15 protein-coding genes, 6 tRNA genes and 1 pseudogene are annotated in these 21,673 nt (G+C 44.4%); 15 read left to right on the plus strand and 7 right to left on the minus strand.

Features of this window, described 5'->3' with window-relative positions:
- Window positions 1-8 precede the first annotated feature (8 nt).
- Window positions 9-1,295: a hypothetical protein gene (locus tag FTU87_RS07700; RefSeq protein WP_159516130.1), complete on the plus strand. Its 1,287-nt coding sequence runs from the start codon at window positions 9-11 to the stop codon at window positions 1,293-1,295.
- Between the two features lie 57 nt (window positions 1,296-1,352).
- Here FTU87_RS07700 and FTU87_RS07705 read toward each other — a convergent pair whose 3' ends face one another.
- The 4 genes from FTU87_RS07705 to FTU87_RS07720 form a co-directional block, all read right to left on the minus strand.
- Entirely contained in the window at window positions 1,353-3,068 is a 1,716-nt protein-coding gene (locus tag FTU87_RS07705) for a proline--tRNA ligase (protein WP_180096938.1), read from the minus strand.
- Window positions 3,069-3,164: 96 nt separating this feature from the next.
- Window positions 3,165-6,272: an efflux RND transporter permease subunit gene (locus FTU87_RS07710; protein WP_005169687.1), complete on the minus strand. Its 3,108-nt coding sequence runs from the start codon at window positions 6,270-6,272 to the stop codon at window positions 3,165-3,167.
- A gap of 24 nt (window positions 6,273-6,296) precedes the next feature.
- A complete protein-coding gene (locus FTU87_RS07715; protein WP_179999751.1) occupies window positions 6,297-7,424 on the minus strand; it encodes an efflux RND transporter periplasmic adaptor subunit in 1,128 nt (375 codons plus the stop codon).
- 51 nt (window positions 7,425-7,475) lie between these two features.
- Complete coding sequence (locus tag FTU87_RS07720) at window positions 7,476-8,123, minus strand: hypothetical protein (RefSeq protein ID WP_180096939.1); 648 nt, start codon at window positions 8,121-8,123, stop codon at window positions 7,476-7,478.
- A 287-nt stretch (window positions 8,124-8,410) separates the two neighbouring features.
- Here FTU87_RS07720 and pilG point away from each other — a divergent pair, with 287 nt between their 5' ends.
- From pilG to FTU87_RS07750, 6 genes are all read left to right on the plus strand, one after another.
- Complete coding sequence (gene pilG, locus FTU87_RS07725; protein ID WP_005097851.1) at window positions 8,411-8,794, plus strand: twitching motility response regulator PilG; 384 nt, start codon at window positions 8,411-8,413, stop codon at window positions 8,792-8,794.
- 25 nt (window positions 8,795-8,819) lie between these two features.
- Complete coding sequence (locus FTU87_RS07730) at window positions 8,820-9,188, plus strand: response regulator (RefSeq protein WP_005097847.1); 369 nt, start codon at window positions 8,820-8,822, stop codon at window positions 9,186-9,188.
- A 5-nt stretch (window positions 9,189-9,193) separates the two neighbouring features.
- Window positions 9,194-9,730, plus strand: coding sequence for a chemotaxis protein CheW (locus FTU87_RS07735; RefSeq protein ID WP_005097846.1), 537 nt, complete (start codon window positions 9,194-9,196; stop codon window positions 9,728-9,730).
- 46 nt (window positions 9,731-9,776) lie between these two features.
- Window positions 9,777-11,849, plus strand: coding sequence for a methyl-accepting chemotaxis protein (locus FTU87_RS07740; protein WP_005097845.1), 2,073 nt, complete (start codon window positions 9,777-9,779; stop codon window positions 11,847-11,849).
- A gap of 168 nt (window positions 11,850-12,017) precedes the next feature.
- Window positions 12,018-16,463 carry an Hpt domain-containing protein gene (locus tag FTU87_RS07745; protein ID WP_180096940.1) on the plus strand — a complete coding sequence of 1,482 codons (4,446 nt, stop codon included), beginning with the start codon at window positions 12,018-12,020 and terminating at the stop codon, window positions 16,461-16,463.
- A gap of 3 nt (window positions 16,464-16,466) precedes the next feature.
- A complete protein-coding gene (locus FTU87_RS07750; protein ID WP_100355571.1) occupies window positions 16,467-16,925 on the plus strand; it encodes a hypothetical protein in 459 nt (152 codons plus the stop codon).
- Between the two features lie 65 nt (window positions 16,926-16,990).
- Here the strand turns inward: FTU87_RS07750 and dapE are convergent, their stop codons facing one another.
- The 3 genes from dapE to FTU87_RS07765 form a co-directional block, all read right to left on the minus strand.
- Complete coding sequence (gene dapE / locus FTU87_RS07755) at window positions 16,991-18,127, minus strand: succinyl-diaminopimelate desuccinylase (protein WP_180096941.1); 1,137 nt, start codon at window positions 18,125-18,127, stop codon at window positions 16,991-16,993.
- 121 nt (window positions 18,128-18,248) lie between these two features.
- The gene (locus tag FTU87_RS07760; RefSeq protein WP_004280704.1) at window positions 18,249-18,401 is read right to left on the minus strand and encodes an entericidin A/B family lipoprotein; all 153 of its coding nucleotides are present in this window, start codon (window positions 18,399-18,401) and stop codon (window positions 18,249-18,251) included.
- Between the two features lie 112 nt (window positions 18,402-18,513).
- Complete coding sequence (locus tag FTU87_RS07765) at window positions 18,514-19,389, minus strand: DUF1853 family protein (RefSeq protein WP_180096942.1); 876 nt, start codon at window positions 19,387-19,389, stop codon at window positions 18,514-18,516.
- A gap of 87 nt (window positions 19,390-19,476) precedes the next feature.
- Here FTU87_RS07765 and FTU87_RS07770 point away from each other — a divergent pair.
- From FTU87_RS07770 to FTU87_RS07805, 8 genes and pseudogenes are all read left to right on the plus strand, one after another.
- Window positions 19,477-19,830, plus strand: a pseudogene (locus FTU87_RS07770) (YbaN family protein); the annotation flags it as partial.
- Between the two features lie 122 nt (window positions 19,831-19,952).
- Window positions 19,953-20,486, plus strand: a complete 534-nt coding sequence (gene elsL / locus FTU87_RS07775) for a cell wall-recycling L,D-carboxypeptidase ElsL (protein ID WP_005097834.1) — start codon at window positions 19,953-19,955, stop codon at window positions 20,484-20,486.
- Between the two features lie 496 nt (window positions 20,487-20,982).
- Window positions 20,983-21,058, plus strand: a tRNA-Val gene (locus tag FTU87_RS07780).
- 28 nt (window positions 21,059-21,086) lie between these two features.
- Window positions 21,087-21,163, plus strand: a tRNA-Asp gene (locus tag FTU87_RS07785).
- Window positions 21,164-21,211: 48 nt separating this feature from the next.
- A tRNA-Asp gene (locus tag FTU87_RS07790) sits at window positions 21,212-21,288 on the plus strand.
- Between the two features lie 21 nt (window positions 21,289-21,309).
- Window positions 21,310-21,385, plus strand: a tRNA-Val gene (locus FTU87_RS07795).
- Window positions 21,386-21,399: 14 nt separating this feature from the next.
- Window positions 21,400-21,476, plus strand: a tRNA-Asp gene (locus FTU87_RS07800).
- A gap of 70 nt (window positions 21,477-21,546) precedes the next feature.
- Window positions 21,547-21,622, plus strand: a tRNA-Val gene (locus FTU87_RS07805).
- Window positions 21,623-21,673 lie beyond the last annotated feature (51 nt).

The following is a 21,673-nucleotide window of genomic DNA, read 5'->3' on the forward strand; positions in this document are numbered from 1 at the left end:
TGAGAAAAATGAAAAAAATAATATTAAAGAGTCTAGTTGCGGCGATGGTGGGATTGAGTGGTCATGTATCTGCATTAACCTCATTAGAAGATCAGGAGCTTTCAAATATTAATGGACAAGCTTTATTGTCAATGGAGGTTCAGGCCGGATTTAACCAAGTTGATAATTTGGGAGAGGCATATGACCAGAGAAATATCTCATTTTATAAATTGGGTCTAGAAGCTGAAATGGAAATTAATGCCAATATTAAAAAACTGCAACTTGGTTGTGGAGGAATTAATGGTGCAACTGGTTGTGATATTGATATTGATCATATTTCCTTAAGTGGTAATTCTGCAAATGGAATGGATCGTGCTGCGACCTCTGCCTTGATTACTAATCCTTTTGTTCAATTTGCTATAAAAAATCCAAATCAGGCATCTACACGTGAAGTTTTGGGTTTCCGTTTAAGTGCAGAAAAGATTTCAGGTCTACTGACTATGGGTACAGAAAATACGGCCACACCAAATGGTATTAATAGTTTTAGTGGATATATGAAGACTAAAGAAGCCAAAGGAACAGCTGTAACTAATCCAAGAACAATGACCTATGCATCAACTGGCAATAAATATATTGAAGGTGCTGTTACGGGAACAATATTGGGGCAGGATCTGGAACTTCATTATAAATCGAATGATTATACTTTTAATTTAACAAGTACCAATGCGCCATTTGTGATTCCAGCCACTATAGTTTCAGGAACACGAATGAGTGAAGTTAAATTAAAGGGGACTGGTACAGTTGACAGAATTGATTTTAGTGGCCCATTAAAGGCCATTTTAAAGCCACTGGATTTATTCGAGCTTACACTGGATAAACAAATTACAGGCTATATGACAGGCCTTAGAACAGATATTACAGTGGATCAAGATCTTGGCTTAATCCATGCATTGTATTTGAATAACCCAGCATCTTTATCATTACAATCGCAAAAAATACTTTGGCCGGGTGCTGCCGTTGCTGCTAATCAAGGTTGGTGGATGGCAATCGAGGATGAGGTAAATCTTGGTGATATTAGTCCAAATAAAGGTGTGGATATTACTAATGCGGTATTAGCACAAACCATTGCAGGGATTAATCATGATTTAACATCAAAACCCAGAGCATGTGGAAGTCTTTTGAATTGTGTATTTGATGGAGCTTTAGATGTGAAAGAAATTAAAAACCCGGCACTTCTTGATTTTCCTTTGAAAAATTTAGAGCTTAAAGGCCAGAACTTTCAACCGAACTGCTTCGGTGGACATAAATTCTGTTAAGTTAAAAAGAATAAAAAATCCCGCACTTGACGGGATTTTTTTATTAAGAAAGCAAAATTATTTCGCGATTTTAGCCAATAACTCTTCTTTGGAAATATTTACAGATTCAGCATCACGGCGACCTTTATATTCAAAAGTACCTGCATCCAAGCCTTTTTCACCAATCACAATACGATGTGGAATACCGGTCAACTCAAGGTCAGAAAATTTAACGCCTGGACGTTCGTTACGATCATCTAGAATTACGTCATAACCCGCAGCAGTGAGTTCAGCATAAAGCGCTTCAGCTGCTTCTACTGTGCGTGGTGATTTATGTGCATTCATCGGTACAATGGCCACTTCAAACGGGGCAATGGCAGTTGGCCAAATAATGCCTTTCTCGTCAAAGTTTTGTTCAATGGCAGACGCAACCACACGTGTTACCCCAATACCATAGCAACCCATGGTCACAGTGAATGGTTTGCCATCTTCACCCAAGACTTTACAGCCCAATGCTTCAGAGTATTTCTGACCCAACTGGAAGATATGACCCACTTCGATACCACGTTTGATTTGCAGTGTACCTTTGCCATCTGGAGAAGGGTCACCTTCAACTACATTACGCAAGTCATAAACTTCAGTGAACTGTGCATCACGTTCCCAGTTTATGCCGGTTGCATGCTTGTCAGCTGTATTAGCACCTGCAACAAAGTCAGACAATACTGATGCTGCACGGTCAACAATGACGATGACACCTTTTTCAACCAGACCTTGTGGGCCTACAAAACCAGCTGTCAAGCCAAGTGCTGCGATTTGCTCTTCGGTTGCAAAAGTGAGTGGAGCTGCAATTTGTGCATGCTTCTCGGCTTTAATTTCATTCAGTTCGTGATCGCCACGAAGGAATAAAGCAACCACAGGAACAGAACCATCCTCTTTTGCAATGCCTTGAACAAGCAATGCTTTTACTGAGTGAGCTGGATCCGTGCCCAAGAAGGCAGATACATCCGCAATGGTTTTTTGATTTGGCGTATCAACCAGTTTAAGTTCTTGAGTTGGTGCCGCACGTTCGCCGACCAGAACGGCTTCAGCCATTTCAATATTGGCGGCGTAGTCTGATTCGGTCGAAAATGCGATATCATCTTCACCGCTTGAAGCCAGTACATGGAATTCGTGTGAACCTGAACCACCAATCGAACCGGTATCTGCTTGAACCGGACGGAAATCTAAACCAAGACGAGTAAAGATTTTGCAGTAGGCTGCATACATGTCGTCGTAGGTTTGTTGCAATGATTCCTGATTGGCATGGAAAGAGTAGGCATCTTTCATGATGAATTCACGTGAACGCATTACCCCAAAACGCGGACGAATTTCGTCACGGAATTTGGTTTGCACCTGATAGAAGTTGGCAGGGAGCTGCTTATAACTTTTTAGTTCATTGCGTGCTAAATCAGTGATGACTTCTTCATGGGTTGGACCCAGTACAAACGGGTTACCGTGGCGGTCATTGAAACGTAACAGTTCAGGACCGTATTGTACATAACGACCTGATTCTTCCCATAAAGACGCAGGTTGAGTCACCGGCATATAGACCTGAAGTGAACCGACCTTGTCCATTTCTTCGCGAACGATCGCTTCAACTTTATTTAATACGCGAACGCCCATCGGCAACCAGGTGTACAGACCTGAAGCCAACTTACGAATCATACCGGCACGAAGCATCAACTGATGGGAAATAACCTCAGCATCGTTCGGGGTTTCTCTTAACGTTGCAAATAAAAAGCGACTCGCGCGCATGGAAACTGTCCTAAAAAATTAAGCGTTAAAGCAGAGATTATACAATAAAAAATGAGATGAGCATTTGGGAATGTCACCTCATTGTGTTGCATTAAATTATGCCATGATTTTACGCATCTGACGCAGCATAAAATTCTTAAAGTCATCCAGGTAGGTAAAGATCACGGGGACAACCACCAAAGTGAGCAGGGTTGAGGTGATCACCCCGCCAATCACGGCATGGGCCATCGGCGCACTTTGTTCACCGCCTTCACCCAGCCCTAAGGATAAGGGCACCATACCCATGACCATGGCGCTGGTGGTCATTAAAATGGGACGCAGTCGGGTTTTCCCCGCGGCAATAATCGCATCATAACGCTCTTCACCGCGATCCATGGCTTTTTTAATAAAGTCGATCAGCAGAATCGCATTCTTGGTCACCAGTCCCATCAGCATGATAATCCCGATAATCGAAAACAGGTTCATGGTGGAATTAAACAGGAACAGCGCCAGGAACACACCAATCAAGGATAATGGCAAGGAGGCCATAATCGCCGCAGGATGGATAAAGCTATTAAACTGTGAACCCAGCACAATGTAGATAAACACAATCGACAGGGTGATGGCGGTCAGGGCATAGCCTGCGGATTCTGCCATATCGGCATTTGAACCTTGGGTATCAAAACTATAACCTGGCGGCATATCAAAATTGGCTTGTAGCCGGCTGATATCCGTGCCGATATCTCCTGTAGGACGACCAGCGGTATTGGCTTCTATCAGAACTTCACGTGCCAGATCACGGCGGTTAATTTGTGAAGCACCGAGTTTTTCTTCAAACTTGGCCACACTCGAAAGTGGAATCAGAATCGGCTGATGATTGGCATCGGTTTTATTTGAAGTGATATACATGTTCTGTAAATCACGTGGCAAGCTGCGCTGGTCTTCCGTCAGGCGCAAATTCACATCATAAGTTTCGCCTTTTTCATCCTGCCAGGTGGTGACATCATCACCGGCAATCAGTGGACGAACCACATTGGCAATCTGATTCACGGATAATCCTAAATCACTGGCCAAGACACGATTGATCTGCACGCCGAGTGTTGGCTTGGGTTCTTTCAGTGAGGTTTCCAAATCGACAATACCGTCAATCTTGGCAATCTCTGTCATAAAACGATCGGAAATTTTTTGCAGTTCATCCAGGTCGGGGCCCTTGATCGAGATCATAATTGGCTTTTGACCACCCGAAACGGTTTCATCGGCAGATGCAACCGAGGTAATACTGATCCCGGCAACCGATTGCAGGCGTTGTCGAAACTCATTGTTGAGCTCGGTCAGGCTTTTTTCGCGTTCGATCCGTGGTGTCACGGTCACTCGCAGGCTGACGTGGTTTTTACCACGGTCAGTTACACCATTAATTACGCCATAAGTTGCTTTAACATCAGGGTGTTGACGGATAATCTGATCGACTTGTTGCAGTTTGGCTTGTGAGTATTCAAGCGAAGAATCTACCGGTGTTTCAAACTTAATGCGGATTTCGCCTTTGTCAGGAACCGGTACAAATTCGGTGCCAATCAGTTTCGATAATCCCAAGGCACCAAATAATGAAGCTACGGCAATCATTAAGGTAATGAATCTGAAGCGCAGCGCCAGTTTGAGCAGCTTTTCATAGACATGGCTTAAATTGTCCAGCTTGCCAGAAATCCAGCTAAAGAAACGTTTCACCCGTCCGGGTCTTTTATTTGGATCTTTTTTCTTTTCGGCCCAATGTGCAGAAAGCATCGGATCTAAAGTAAAACTAACAAACATCGAAATCAGCACAGCCACACTAACTGTAACCCCGAACTGATAAAAGAAACGACCAATAATCCCGCCCATAAAGGCCACCGGCAGAAACACGGCGACAATGGTCAGGGTGGTGGCCAGAACAGCTAAACCAATTTCTTTGGTGCCATCCAGTGCGGCAGTCACATGATCTTTGCCCATGTCGGCATGCCGGACAATATTTTCTCGCACTACAATCGCATCATCAATCAACAGGCCAATACTCAAGGATAACGCCAGCAAGGTCATCATGTTGATACTGAAGCCAAAGGCCCAGATGAAGGTCAAAGTACCTAATAATGCAATCGGCAGAGTTAAACCGGTAATCACAGTGGAGCGGAATGAACCAAGGAAGAGCAGAACAATCAGCACGGCAAGTACCGCACCTTCAATAATGGTGCGGGCTACATCGCCAATGGTGCCACGGATACTTTTGGAAGAATCCACCACCACTTGCAAGGTCGTCCCCTGAGGAAGCTGGGTCTCAATACTTTCTAAAGTTTTGTAAGTTCTATCGACCACCTCAATCACGTTAGAGTCCGAGCTACGCAGGATATCAATCGCAACTGCGGTTTTGCCATTTAAAAAGGCAGCAGATTCTAGTTCTGCCTGACTGTCTTGGATCTCTGCGACTTGTCTCAGGAAAATTGGTACGCCATTTTTATTGGCAATGATGAGATCGCCGAAGGCCAAGGGATGCAGCACTTTAGAATTGATCTCAATCACCAGTTCCGAGTTGCCAGATTTGAGTGTGCCGCCTGGAACTTCAATATTTTCAGCCTTTAAGGTATTGATGACACTGTCTACACCAAGGCCAAAAGCTTGCAGTTTTTGTGGTTCTACCTGAATCCGGATCTGGCGCTGTGCATCGCCGAGTAAATTCACCGTTCCCACGCCAGCAACTGTGCGCAGTTGGGGTACAATCCGCTGATCCAGATAAGAACTGAGTGCTTTGATATCCATGTTATTGGATTCAAATACGATCGACATGACCGCATTGGCGGTTGGATCATAACGTTCGACAATCGGATCCTGAATTTCATCACGAAATTCAGCAGTTACCGAGGCAATTTTATCCCGTACATCCTGAGCGGCCGTGGTAGAAGGTACGTCCAGATTAAACTCAGTGGTGATCATCGACAGGCCTTCACTGGACTGTGAAATCACCTGTTTTAAACCAGAAATGGTATTGATCTGATCTTCGAGTTTCTTGGTTATTTCTGACTCGACCGTTTCTGGAGAAGCGCCCGGGTAGTTGGTATACACCACCACAAAGGGAAAATCGACATCGGGAAATTCTTCAACGCCCATCCGCTGCCAGGAAGCCAGTCCCAATACCATCAGACAGAACATCATCATGATGGTGAAAACTGGATACTTCACACTAATTCGGGTAAACCACATGTCAATGATCCTGTGTGAGGCGCTTTAGTTCGAGCGAAGTGTGACAGTTTTTTGTAGATCGGCTTCGCTAAATTTAATTCGGCTGACCCGATCGGTGCTTTCCAATCCTTTGACCACCGCAATATTGTCGTTATAGCGCTGTTCCAGTACCTGCACATTGACCTTGATAAGTTTATTCTGGCGAATCACCCAGACATAGGGTTTGTTCTGGATATCCTGCAGCGTATCTAGGGGAATAATCTGCCCACTGATTTGGCGTGAACTCAAAATATTGCCTTCTACAAAGGAACCGATACTTAAAGAAGGAATCGTTTCATTCGGTGTAGCAAAGAATTCGATCTGGCGACTGGCCTGATCGGCGATCGGGGAAATCCGGCTCATCACTGCAGTGAGCCGATTGGGATTGCCTTGAATGCTGTATTCGACTTGACTGCCTAGCCTTAAGTTTGATTGTAGGTCACTAGGCACGCGTGCCTGAATTTCCAGCTGTTTAGGATCGACAATTTCAAACAGGGTTTGTCCAATCGCCACGGTTTGGCCAGGTTCCACCTGACGCTGGGTAATCACGCCACTGATCGGACTGGTCATGGTTCCGTCACGATCTGCTTTCTCGGCAATATCGACATTGGCTTGCTGGGCACGTACATTTTCCAGCTGTGCCTGATAATCGACCTGACTCTGTTCATATTCTACTTTTGAAATAAAGCCCTGATCGAGCAGACGCTTTTTACGTTGCATCATGTTTCGAGCCTGATTGGCCTGAGCTTGAGTAGAGGCCAGATTGGCACGTGCCTGTGCCAGTCGGGCAGCATTGTCCTGATTGTTTAGCCGTACCAGCACCTGACCTTTGGAAACGGTCTGACCGACTTGGGCATTGACACTGGTGGCGGTGGCAGACACCTGCGCCTGAATACTGCTTTGATTGACAGCCCGAATCGTGCCGGTAAACGCAGTTTTTTGAACTGAGTTGCCGGACTGTACTGCAATCAGGTCTTGAGGAATGACTTCAATGGATGTGGGTGTTTCGGCTTGCTGTACGGGTTCATTTTTATCACAAGCCACTAACAACATATTTAAGCAAAGTGCACTCATGATCAGGAGAGAGCGCGGAGAAGGCATATTTAAACCATGAGCATGTGGTGCAGTTTGCATAAGAGTCCTTGTAGCTTATTGTGGTTTAAAACCAACACAAGCTATCTGTATTTATTCAAGTGCTTTTAAACGGGCGATAATTTTGTCGTATTCTGCTTCCAGATTTCGATAGCGACTTTGTAAAGATTGAATATTTTCTTTTTGGGAAATGAGATTTTTATGATTATTCTCAAGTGTGGTTTTCAGGTGTGCCGGTGGAGCCTTACCTTTACGTAAATATTCACGTTCTTGGCGTACAAACATCACTCGATCTTTTTGCAATTGCTTCATTTGTTCTTGCTGAAAATCAATTTGCTTTTTCAACTGTAGCAGACTGTCATTTTTTTTCTGTAAGGCGGTCTGACTATTATTGTACGCTCGCTTCAGTCTATTGTCTTCAGCGATCCGCTTGGCCTGTTGAGCACGTTGGGGAGCCTGTCTGATATCGGCTTCGGCATTATAAGGACGAGCACGTTTAATGACCTGCATATTCTGGTCAAGCGCTTCATAACCGTAACGGATATGATTGGGCGTCACATTAGTGCTGATATTGGCCACGCCTTTACTATCGTAATAGCGGTACCAAGTGGCCTTTTGCTGGATTTGGTTATTGTTGGCACAAACTAAGGTCACCTGTAATAGTAACAGCACAGCAACAATGAATTGACCAGTCATTTTATTTTTATCAATGACAGCAAGTTTTTCTGAAAACTGACCCATCATTGGCTCCCTAAATTTAAAGTTGACTAAATTACTTATTTTAAAGTAATAATCTTGTTATATTAGACTTAAATTTACGAATTAAAAACTACCGTTAGTCAAAAAAAAAACATCGGCGTGGGTAAAATGTGAAGCTGTTGTTAAAAATAACTGATTTTGTCTACTTGTGTAGAAAATGTTCATTGATAATACAAGTGACTTTATGTTAAAAATGTTTATCGATCGTAATAAAATAATCCTATGAGCCTTATGGCATAATAGTTTCTAAAATGGGAAGGGTTAAACAAATGGACGATAAATTCCAAAATCTAAAAGTTATGGTTATTGATGACTCAAAGACCATTCGTCGTACCGCGGAAACTCTTCTTCAGCGCGAAGGTTATGAAGTGATTACTGCCGTCGACGGATTTGAAGCTTTGTCAAAAATTGCCGAAGCAAATCCAGATATCGTGTTTGTAGACATCATGATGCCGCGTCTAGATGGCTATCAAACTTGCGCGTTAATTAAAAATTCTCAGAATTACCAGAATATTCCTGTGATTATGCTATCAAGTAAAGATGGTTTATTTGATCAGGCCAAAGGTCGTGTTGTGGGTTCAGATGAATACCTGACCAAACCTTTTAGTAAAGATGAATTGCTGAACGCAATCCGTAACCATATTAGTGCTTAATATTTGATTTTTTTGGGGAATTGGCATGGCACGTATCCTAATTGTGGATGACTCACCGACAGAAACTTTTCGCTTTAGAGAAATTCTTTCTAAACATGGCTTTGAGGTGATTGAAGCAGCCAATGGGGCCGATGGCGTCACCATGGCACAGGCTGAATTGCCTGATCTGGTCCTGATGGACGTTGTGATGCCGGGCGTAAACGGATTCCAAGCGACCCGTCAGATTGCGCGTGGGGCGACCACCAAACACATTCCAATTGTGATTGTCAGTACCAAAGATCAGGCCACTGACCGCGTGTGGGGCAAGCGTCAGGGTGCAGCAGACTATCTAACAAAACCAGTAGATGAAAAACAATTAATAGAAGTAATTAAGCAACACCTCAATGCAGGATAAGCTCTATGGCAGCAAATGGATTTATCGAATTGCTTCGCATTGCGAAACGGGGAAATAAAAACTACGTTTCCAATGACAATGAAGTGAACCGATGGTCGGGCATTGCTTTTGAGATGATGGGGCAATATTTTGTTGCTCCGCTGGGGGAAGTATCAGAAGTGATTTATCCCCCAAAATATACGCCGGTACCCAAGACACAAGCATGGGTGTTGGGTCTGGCGAATATCCGGGGAAGACTGTTATCCGTTTCTGATCTCACTCAATACGTATCAGGGCATAGCAGTCAGTTTTCACCGACTCAAAAAGTATTGTGCATCAACCATAATGACCAGTATGTCGGTTTGGTCGTAGATCAAGTTTTGGGTATACAACATTTCAATAAGAAAAGTTTCTTTTCGAAGAAATCTGAATTAGATGAAAACTTACAAGAATACTGTCAAGGATTTTTTCATCAGCACAACCAGCAGTGGCATGTGTTCTTATTCAGTCGTCTGTTGCAAAATCCAAATTTTATGAACGCATCTATAAAATTTATAAATTAAATGTCGCGCACGAAAGTGATCAAGGCGTCAACCGGGGAGAGGCTGCATGGGCTTTAAACTTAAAAAGAAAAATACAGGTGAAAGCACTGGCCGCAAAGGCGGTAATGCTTTTTTCACTAAGATTCAATCGCAAATAGATCAATTATCACGTGTATTTGGTGATAGTGAAAAGTCAAAACCGCTGATCTATGGGGCAGCAGGCTGTCTTTTAGCCGCACTGATCACTTTATTATATCTTTTTTATAGTGTGCCACGTAGCAACGAACTCACTCAAAGTCTGGGTGATTTACGTCTCCTCTCGCAAACGATTTCGCGCCAAGCAACTGAAGCAACCGCTTCGGGTACACCGGAGGCAATGAAAAACCTAACTGACTCGCAAAAATCTTTTGCTGAGAACCTTGAAACAGTTAAAAATATTCATTCAGATAATGAGGCGCTACAAGCTGTTGATAAACAGTGGACAGAAGTTTCTAGCGGTATTGATCTGATTACTTCGCAACAAAAAATCATTAACCAGTTATACGACACCAACATTGCCATTGGTGAAGCAATTCCCGGGATTCAGGCGGAATATAACTTGATGGTTGACCAGATGGCGCGTCAAGATATGCCATCGAGCCAGGTGGTGATTGCCAAGAACCAGGTATTTATTGCAGAACGTATTTTACGTTCAATCAGTCTGGTATTGACGGGTAGTGATGGCTCTCGTGAATCGGCGGATGACTTTAGTGCCGATACCGAAACTTTCGGCTCTTATTTAAATGCACAATTGAATGGTTCTGTTGAACTGGGCGTACAGCGTATTGCTGATCCAGCAATGCGTGAATCTCTAGAAGGTATTAAGGCTGAATATGATGAAGTACTCGAATCAGCATCAGCAATTATTCTGAAGAACTCGACTGAAATTGTAAAAGTTCGTCAGGCCGCTGCATCTATTTTTGCCCAGTCTGATGTGCTTTTAGATAACCTGAACAAATTATCAGGTAACTCAGGTCTTAAAACCGTTATTCCAGCCATCCTGTTGATTGCCTTGTTACTTGGTTTCTTGCTTTGTGTATTCAAATTGCTTTCTTTACGTGGTGTATCGGATAAGCAGCGTGTAGGCCGTTTACAAGAAGAATATGACCGTAACCAGAATGCGATTTTACGTTTACTGGATGAAATCGCCGATCTTGCAGATGGTGATTTACGTTCATACGCAACAGTATCGGAAGACTTTACCGGTGCGATTGCCGACTCGATTAACTTTGCAATCGACCAGTTACGTGACCTGGTATCGCGTATTACTGAAACTTCACAAGAAGTTGCGCAATATACCGCAACCACACAGGGCATTACCAACCAGTTGGCTGAAGCTTCTGAACATCAGGCTCAGGAAATTGCCGGTGCTTCTGCGGCAATTAACGAAATGGCCATGTCGATTGATCAGGTATCTGCCAACGCCGATGAATCTGCTGTGGTAGCAGACCGTTCGGTACAAATTGCTGCAAATGGTGCGGATGTCGTACAACGCTCGATTGAGGGGATGGACACGATTCGTGAACAGATTCAGGAAACCTCAAAACGTATTAAACGTCTGGGTGAATCTTCTCAGGAAATTGGTAACATCGTTGCCTTGATTAACGATATTGCCGACCAAACCAACATTTTGGCATTGAACGCAGCCATTCAGGCGTCGATGGCGGGTGAAGCCGGTCGTGGTTTCGCAGTTGTAGCCGATGAAGTACAGCGTCTTGCAGAGCGTTCTGCGTCTGCAACCAAGCAGATTGAAGGCCTGGTAAAAACCATTCAGACCGATACCAACGAAGCGGTTATTTCGATGGAGCAAACTACAGCCGAGGTTGTACGTGGTGCGAACTTGTCTAAAGATGCCGGTGTGGCACTGGATGAGATTCAAACAGTATCGAATAACCTGGCGAAACTGATTGCGAACATTTCCGATGCAGCGAAACTGCAGTCTGCATCTGCAGGTCATATTGCGACCACGATGAATGTCGTACAGGAAATTACTTCGCAAACCACCAGTGCCACCTTCGATACAGCACGTTCGGTATCTGAACTGGCAAATATGGCCGATGCATTACGTGAATCTGTAGCTGACTTTAAACTACCAGAATAAAGTTAGCGATGATGGGGAGAATGTGCCTTGATTACGATTGAGGCACATTCAAAAAATACAGATAAAGCCTCGACAAGATGTACTTAACCTCAAACATTAGGTATTGCGTGACGGTCACAATTAAGTTTGAGCGCCCTTCTTGGCGGCATAACGTAAGAAGCATAAGCTATGAAAGAAATATTAAAAAATTTAGTTGAAACGACAACGCTTCCTGAAGATAGTTATCTTGATCAAGATGCAGAAATTCTTGAAATTTTTGTTGAGGAAATCGAAGAAATCTTCGTTGAGTTAAATGCTTTATTTCCAGAATGGCTGGTCAATCCAGATCATCAGGAAAATCTGAAGACCATTCGCCGTCATTTTCATACCCTGAAAGGTTCAGGTCGTATGGTGGGTGCAAAATCGGCAGGGGAAATGGCCTGGGCAGTTGAAGATACCCTGAACCGGGTCTTGTCCGGTTCAATTCAGCTGACAGCGATGGTGCAAAAATTTGCCCAAGCGGTACTGAATGTCTATCAATATGCTTTATATCCAAAATTCAAACATGTACAGGAAATCGATCTCGACCTGCGTCCAATGCTGCTGTTGGGACAACAATTACAACAAAACCTTTCACCTGAACCTGCGTTAGAAGAATTATTAGCATTGGCCGATCATTTGACTGCCGAAGGTCAGACCACAGGGCTGGAAATTGCAGATCATGACCTAAGTGAATCTGCTGCTATTATCGAAACAGCGCCGGTAGAAGTAGCGGTTCGCACTGATATTGAAGAAACCGTGGCCATCTTCATTGAAGAAGCCGAAGAGCATCTGGAAACGATTGCCACCTTCCTGCGTACTGAAGATGAAAAATCACAAGATTATAATGCCCTGATTCGTGCCATTCATACCTTGCGTGGCAGTTCATCGATGGCGCAGATTGAACAGATTTTTGAAGCCAGCTCTAAAGTTGAACAGTTATTTAAAACCTTGCTACAAGATGAAATAGTCTCGACCTCAAAAGAAACAGCCTTACTGATTCAATATGCCGAATTTATCAGTGACTATGTGCATTTATTAGGTCAGGGGGATACCGAAAAACTAGATGCGGTCTATGCCACTTTTGAAGCAGTCTGGAGTGATTATGGCTTTGCGGTCACTGAATCAGATGCGGTTCAAACCCAAGGTCTGGTGTCCAAACTGGTTGAACTGGATATTGACCTGTTGCTCGATGCTGAGTTTGAATTCGATAAACGCGCACAAGTCGATTATCCGGAATATATCCAGGCACTGAGTCAACAGGCTGCAGAATTACTGGCGCATACTGATAGCCGCGCGGCCAAAGGAATTCATGAATTCACGGCAGATCTGAAATCGGCTTATGATGCCCTGCTTAAAAAGCCGGTGCTGTTAAACAGCAATTATGCTTATGAACTGTTTGCACAGGCACATCAGGAATTTATTCATTTATTTGATACCCTGGCTGCAGGACAGCGCGTCATTCTAAATGATGACATTCAAAAAACTTTAAGTGAACTGTCGGCATTTGTACAACAGGATCTTGAGATCTTTGCTGAAGAGACTGAAAAGTCAGGCGTTGAGCCGACCACAGATACTCTCCCAACGGCTGACACCTTAAGCACAGGCAGCGTAGATTTCGCTGCCTTGAGCCAGCGTATTGCAGCCGATCGTCAACAGCGCGAGAGTGCTGAAACCAACCGTGATTTCGATGAAGAACTGTTAGGTATCTTTCTGGAAGAAGCCGATGAATTGCTGGCAGGTATTGATGAAGATCTGAATACCTGGAGCAAAAAACAGGATGATACGACTTCACTGAACAATCTGATGCGTCATTTGCATACCTTAAAAGGTGGTGCAAACATGATTGCGGCTTCGCATATCGGTTTGATTGCCCATGAACTGGAAAGTATTTATGAACGGGTGATCCGTCAGCAGATTGCCGTAACACCTGCTTTAATCCAGATTGTCCGTTTGGTACAGGATAACGTGTCCGACCGTATTCAGTCCATTCGAGATGATGGCATTGATTATCCGGCGACAGAAGCGGTGGCAATTTTACAAAATATTCAGGCACTACTTTCTGGGCAAACGCTGGCTGCTGTTGAAAGCACAACCGCTGCATTTAACGTGACCGCGTTAGAGACGCTATCAACTCCTGAAGTGCCATTCGAAGAATCAGTGGCGACAGAACAGCCTGCAACTGATCTGGCTGAAACAGAAAAATTAGTTGAAATCCCTGGATTTACTGAAAATCAAGTTGAACGCTCTGAAGAAGATGAGCTGAAATCAATCGTTGAAGAAACCTTCCTCGAAGAGTCTGAAGAAATTCTGGCCAATGCAGAGAAGCTGCTCAATCAATGGTTTGATCAGCGTAGTGACCGTAGTTTATTACTTCAGTTACAACGTGCTGCCCACAGTATTAAAGGTGGTGCACGCATGATTGAAACTGAAGAGGTGGCCAGCATTGCCTATGAACTGGAAACCACTTTCGAGCAGTTTGCAGTTTATCAATTTAACTCGAATGCCTATGATGGCTTATTGCAGAAAACACTGGCCTGGTTAAAACAGGCAATTTTCCAGCGCGACTATAGCGGTTTTGAGCAGCTTCAAAGCAGTCTGAAAAAGATTGCTTATGTGGACGTCACTGCGCAATTGCCTGAGCGTCTGGCAAAAACAGAACATCTGGTGGTCAGTACCGACTTTGGTTTTGTTGAGGGTGATGGTACTGAACCGCCACAGATGATGGGTGAGTGGGCGAATACAGGCAGTAGCGATAGCAATAACGAGATGATTCGTATCTCTGCTGATCTGGTCGAGAAGATGATTGACCTGTCGGGTGAGAACTCGATTAACCGTTCGCGGATCGAGATGGATCTGGGTCAGCTTGGCAATACCCTGAACGAGATGGAACTGGCGATCAAACGACTTGCCGACCAGTTGCGTCGAATGGAAGGCGAGCTGGAATCACAGATTATTGCCAAACATGGTTCAGAAAATTCGCGCTATGCCGACTTCGATCCGCTGGAAATGGACCAGTATTCATCGTTGAACCAGTTATCCAAATCTCTGGCAGAATCAGCATCGGATCTGGTCGATTTCAAGAGCACCTTGGCCGACAAGATTCGTGAAACTGAAGGTTTATTATTACAACAATCGCGTATTCAGGCCGAGATTCAGGAAAGCCTGATGCGTACCCGTCTGGTGCCGTTTGACCGGATGTTGCCGCGTTTACAACGTATTGTGCGTCAAACCTCAACCACCTTGAACCGTCCTGCCGAACTGATTGTGCAGAATACTGAAGGTGAATTGGACCGTAATATTCTGGAACGTCTGGTTACGCCATTTGAACATATGTTGCGTAATGCGATTGACCACGGTCTGGAAGATACCGCAGATCGTCTGGCATTGAACAAGCCGGAAGTGGGTTCTATTGTATTGAACATCAGCCGCCAAGGAACCGATGTCATCGTTTCTTTCAGTGATGATGGCAAGGGGATCGATGCGGAGAAAATTCGTGAGAAAGCCCTCAGTCTGGATCTGATCAAAGCCGACCAGCCGATTGATCAGGATGAAATACTACAATATATCTTCCATCCTGGTTTCACTACCGCAAAAGCAGTCACCCAGATTTCCGGTCGTGGCGTTGGTCTGGACGTGGTACAAAGTGAAATCAAGTTGCTCGGTGGTCATGTTTCGGTCAGCTCGGAACTGGGTAAGGGCACGGTCTTTATGATTCGCGTACCGACGACAGTGGCCATTAGTGATGCCTTGATGGTGAAAGCGGGCGATCAGCAATATGCAATTTCTCTGGCGCAGATTGACCGAATCGTGCGGATTGCGCCGACCACATTGGAAACTTACTTTAACAGTAAAGACGATTACTTCAAGATTGATGGTGAAAACTACAAGCTGCGTTATCTGTCTGAATTTGTCGGTACTCAGCCGATTCCACGTCTGAATAATGTCGGTCATTCATTGCCGGTGCTTCTGATTAAAGGCAACAGTGGCCAAACCATTGCCTTGCTGGTCGATCAACTGGTGGGTTCACGTGCACAGATTGTGGTGAAACCGATTGGACAGCAGTTTGCCAACATCGGGGTCGTGGCGGGTGCTACGATTCTGGGTGATGGTCAGGTCTGTCTGATTCTCGATGGCCAGAATATTGCGCGTCAGATTCAGGCGACACAGCGTGTGAAACAGATGCATGATCAGCGTGATGGTTCGCGTCATTCCAATGCACGCCGTCTAGTGATGATTGTCGATGACTCGGTGACAGTACGTAAGGTAACTTCGCGTCTGCTTGAACGTCAGGGCTATGACATTGTGACTGCCAAAGATGGTGTAGATGCGATCGAGCAGCTAGAAAATGTCAGACCGGATCTGATGCTGCTGGATATCGAAATGCCACGTATGGATGGTTTTGAAGTCACCAACCTGGTTCGTCACCATGATATTCACCGTGACTTGCCGATTATCATGATTACGTCGCGTACTGGTGAGAAACATCGTGAACGTGCATTCAGTCTGGGCGTGACCCACTACATGGGTAAACCGTTCCAGGAAGCTGAACTGCTGGCCAATATTCAACAATTAATTGCCGAAAAACAGGGGTAATCGATGAGTCAGAGCAATTCGACGAGCAAGATGGCTGATCAGATTAGCCAGCAGGAACTTCAGCATCTGATTACGGTATCGACCGGATTTATTGATGCCTATATTATTGACTGTCATGGCAAAGATCCGATGTTATTGCCACAAAACATTGTGCTGTCAGCGCTGGACAGCAATACCCAGGTCAAGATAGTGGAATGGCATGAAGCACAATTGCCAGTCTATGCCATCAATGAGCCTTCACGTCAACATGGCGTGGCACTGGTGATTGAAGGTGATGAGATCAATCAGCGTTTTGCCCTAATGTGCAATGAAATGCCGAAAACCATCCGGATTCGTATTTCTGAAGTAGTCGATGTCGATCAGCCGGTGAATGACCCTGCAATTTTCCAATATGTACGAATGAATGAACAGCTGTTCCATATTCCGAATATGACGAATATTCAGGCTACAATCGGGCTGTAATGCAAACTATCAAATATCAAAAAGGAACTCCATGGAGTTCCTTTTTTATTGCGTTATAAATTTACTTAATTGGCGAGTAAATTTACTAAAATCTGTTCATAAATTTCAGCCAGTGGCTCCAGATCGGCAATATCAACATGCTCATTGATCTGGTGGATGGTGGCATTTAACACCCCAAGTTCCAGTACCTGTGCGCCTGTAGGTGCAATAAAGCGGCCGTCTGAGGTGCCACCAGAAGTAGAAAGTTCGGTTTCAGTGCCTGTGACATTTAGAATAGCAGTTTTAGCAGCATTGACCAGCTCGCCGACCGGGGTCAGAAATGGCAAGCCAGATAAAGTCCAGGAAATATCATAATCCACACCGTGACGATCCAGAATTTCCACAGTACGTGCTTTAAGTTCTTCGGCAGTCACTTCAGTTGAATAACGGAAGTTAAATAGCAGATTCATGCTACCCGGAACAACATTGGTTGCGCCTGTACCCGAATTGATATTGGAAATCTGGAAAGTGGTTGCCGGGAAATATTCATTGCCATGGTCCCAGACGGTGTCACACAGCTCGGCAATCGCTTTAGAGGCAGTATGAATCGGGTTCACTGCCAGATGCGGATATGCCACATGACCTTGTTTGCCTATTACCGTGAGATTGGCATTTAAAGAACCGCGACGGCCATTTTTGACAATATCCCCCAGTTTATGGGTACTTGACGGTTCACCGACCAGACACCAGGTAATTTTTTCATTACGCGCTTCCAGGGTTTCAATGACCTTGACTGTACCATTAATTGATGGGCCTTCCTCATCTGACGTAATCAGGTAAGCAATTGAACCTTTATGATTTGGGTGTTTTTCTACAAAACGTTCTGTCGCTACGATCATAGCTGCCAAAGCCGTTTTCATGTCGGCACTGCCACGACCATAAAGTTTACCTTCACGGATTTCGGGTAAAAATGGATCTGAGTTCCAGTCATCCAGGTTGCCCGTTGGCACCACATCGGTATGGCCAGCGAAACAGAAGACCGGACCTTCTGTGCCTTTGCGTGCCCAGATATTATCGACATCTTCAAAACGCATGGATTCAATATTGAAACCAATCTTTTTTAAACGTTCCGCCATAATATTCTGGCAGTCATGATCAATGGGGGTGACAGAAGGCTGACGTAATAGTTGCAGGCTTAAATCGAGAGTAGCGGAAGAGCTCATGCGGTTTTCAACAGTCGATAATTTTCTCGGCTCTATAATAGGCGAATATCGGCTTGAATGTGAACGATCGATATAAAAAAACCCTATCTGAGATAGGGTTCTATGAGCATTTAAGAAAAAACTAGTTTTGACGGATTTCGTCAGAGGTTTTTTCAGCAGTATTGGTTACCGCATCGCCCGCCTTAGACACGTCTTTGCCCATACCTTTTACGGTGTTACAGCCAGTTAATACAAAAGCCATCATTAATGAAGCAGCAAGAATTTTTTTCATCATCATCTCCGTATAATCAATAATAAAATTATTATGATGTGGAACTTAGAGTAGAAAATATACGCACTAAAAAATATGTGGTTTTCATAGTGCTTCGGTTAATAAATGTAATGCTTTATAGGGGCTTATGTGATGGATACTGGCTTAGTACCGGTTGGCGATACATATAGAAGTCATTGCGATCGATTTTTTTATAGAGACCATCCGTCCACCAGGTCGCAGTCAAACTGCTTGGCTGGGCTTGCGGATAAATCCATTCATGCCGTTGCAGGCGATAGAACGCATCTTGTGCAGCAGGAATATGCTGTCCCCATAGACCTAGGCGACGCTCGGTATTGATCCAGGTGGGAATAGGCTGGTCAGCATGATGGGTCGGCAGATACAACTGTCCCTTCATCACACAAAAACGTTTTTGAATAGAATGTGCTAAAGCTTCATCAAATTGGAACTGTTTTTGTGTGAAATGGTTCATTTTTCTGATTAAGGTATCGGTGCGGTTCAAACCGTACCAATGCGGCAGACTAAAATCTGCTTCGGCCAGATAATATTTTAGGGCAATTTCCCAGTGTTCAACCAGTCCGGTATCGGTATTAAGGACTAGGAAATCCAGTTCACCCAAGGTTTTTGCACCCTCAATTTGCTGAATACTATGACCGAGTAGCCGATAGGGATGATAAGCATCGTCGAGTAACCAGAACCAGACCAGCATTTCAAAGCGCAGCCCCAAACGCGTGCTTTTCAGTCGCTGCACAAACTCGATTAATTCTTCTGGATGCTGATCGAGAAATTCCAAACGTGGATGATACTGGCTAAGATATTGCTGCCAAGTCTGGCTGTCATGCAGCTCAAAGCGATGTATGAGTTCAAGCTCCTCGGGAATACCGGACAGGATATTCGGACTGCCGACAGCAAATGCCAGTTGCCGTACCAGAGGATGTTGATAACGATGCCATGCTTCTACAAGATTTTGGTTTAAACTGGAAAAAGACATGGTACAACCTGTGAAAAGTGCAGAAATACAACGGACAGTATCGGAAAACGCTTTATACTACCTGAATTCTGCGGTTAGGGTTGATGTATGAAAGTGTTGTTTTGGCGGAGTCTGGTGGTGCTGTTTGTGATCCTGGGCTTTATCGGTGCAATCCTGCCGGGTATGCCAACAACGGTCTTTTTGATTCTGGCTGCTTGGGCGGCATCTAAAGGTTGGCCACAAATGGATAACTGGTTATTGAACCATCCCAAATATGGCTCGACTTTAAGAGATTGGCGGGCACATGGTACTGTACCGCGTAAGGCCAAATGGCTGGCCAGTATCATGATGCTGATCAGCGGGATTATCATGCTGTTTACTACCGCACCCTTGGCAGTAAAAGCCTTTACCAATATCACCATGCTGATTGTGGCCATCTGGTTATGGCGACGTCCTGAACCGGATCAGGTGATGCTTCATCAAGAAACGATTCATATTGAAAAAACAGAGATAAAGTTAAAGAAAACAGAGATAAAGTTAAAGAAAACAGAGTTAAATAAAGTAGATTCAGAGAATAACAAGTCATGAATACCTTGCATCTGGATCAAGCAGATATCCTGATTGATCTCGCCCAACAAAAGCTGTATTTGCCACGTCTAAACAAGCAATATCTGATTTCCACTGGTAAAAATGGCATTGGTGAAACTGAAAATAGTGGCAAGACCCCACGTGGCTGGCACAAGATCGCTGAAAAGTTTGGTCAGAATGCACCTTTAAACAGTGTATTTATTGCACGTCAGGCGACGGGTGAAATTTATGATGCTGAACTGGCAGCAGAGTTTCCGCAACGTGACTGGATCTTGACCCGTATTTTATGGTTGAGTGGGCTTGAAGCTGGTTTTAATCAAGGCGAGGGCTGCGATACCTATCAACGTTATATCTATATTCATGGCACGCCAGAAACAGAAATGATGGGAGAGCCACTTTCTCATGGCTGTATTCGTATGCGTAATCTGGAGGTCGCTGAACTCTTTGACCTGGTGGGTGAGAATGCCTTGGTGTATATCTCGGAACATGCATTAGATTCAAAAATGCTGAAGGGTGTGCATACTGAATAATGAATCGATCTTTAATGTCATGTGAAAATGATTTTGTTTTTACGGGCGGGATGAGATGATTTAATACAGTTTAAGACATTTATTAATCTGATCCAGATCCTATTTTTACAGCATGAAACGGGTTGAATCATCGTCTAAAGCTAAACTTTATCGCTATTTTTCACATAAAAATAAATGACAGTTGAAAGATTACATGAACACAACGCCGAGTAATTTTAAAGCTTTGTATAATTCTTGATCGGAACTAAAGCATACTGCCTGAGTGAGTCTGAAATCTCGCAAGAGAAGACAGGAAATTTTGTTGTGATTTTCATTTTGGAAATTAAAAAATTTCGGTAGAGACTTAAAAAATAAACAAAAAGTGTTGTTTTTTTTAACAAACAACCTATTTTTTAATCACTCACACCTAAAAAGTGGAAAACATTCCGAAAAGCGTTTGACAGGCTGTGCAGATTCTCTATAATGCACCCATCAAACGATGATAGACGTTTAGAAAGGGCGCTTAGCTCAGTTGGTAGAGCGTCTGCCTTACAAGCAGAATGTCGGCGGTTCGATCCCGTCAGCGCCCACCAAGCTCTTTCATGTTGAGACCTTATAGTTGCAGCGGTAGTTCAGTTGGTTAGAATACCGGCCTGTCACGCCGGGGGTCGCGGGTTCGAGCCCCGTCCGCTGCGCCACTTTAAGATCTTGATTCTCGTTTGCCACAATAGCGACATTGTGTAAATGCAGCGGTAGTTCAGTTGGTTAGAATATCGGCCTGTCACGCCGAGGGTCGCGGGTTCGAGTCCCGTCCGCTGCGCCATTTATACGATAGACCTTTTGAGGGCGCTTAGCTCAGTTGGTAGAGCGTCTGCCTTACAAGCAGAATGTCGGCGGTTCGATCCCGTCAGCGCCCACCATAATCTTTTGCGATGCAGCGGTAGTTCAGTTGGTTAGAATACCGGCCTGTCACGCCGGGGGTCGCGGGTTCGAGCCCCGTCCGCTGCGCCATTTCAAAAGAAATTAAATTTAGGTCCCTGAGCTTAAATTTGATTAAACTAAAGATTGACACTCTTTATCAGGGCGCTTAGCTCAGTTGGTAGAGCGTCTGCCTTACAAGCAGAATGTCGGCGGTTCGATCCCGTCAGCGCCCACCATAATCTTTTGCGATGCAGCGGTAGTTCAGTTGGTTAGAATACCGGCCTGTC

Origin of the sequence: Acinetobacter sp. YH12156 (assembly GCF_013418235.1) — a bacterium.
Classification (GTDB): Bacteria; Pseudomonadota; Gammaproteobacteria; order Pseudomonadales; family Moraxellaceae; genus Acinetobacter; species Acinetobacter pseudolwoffii.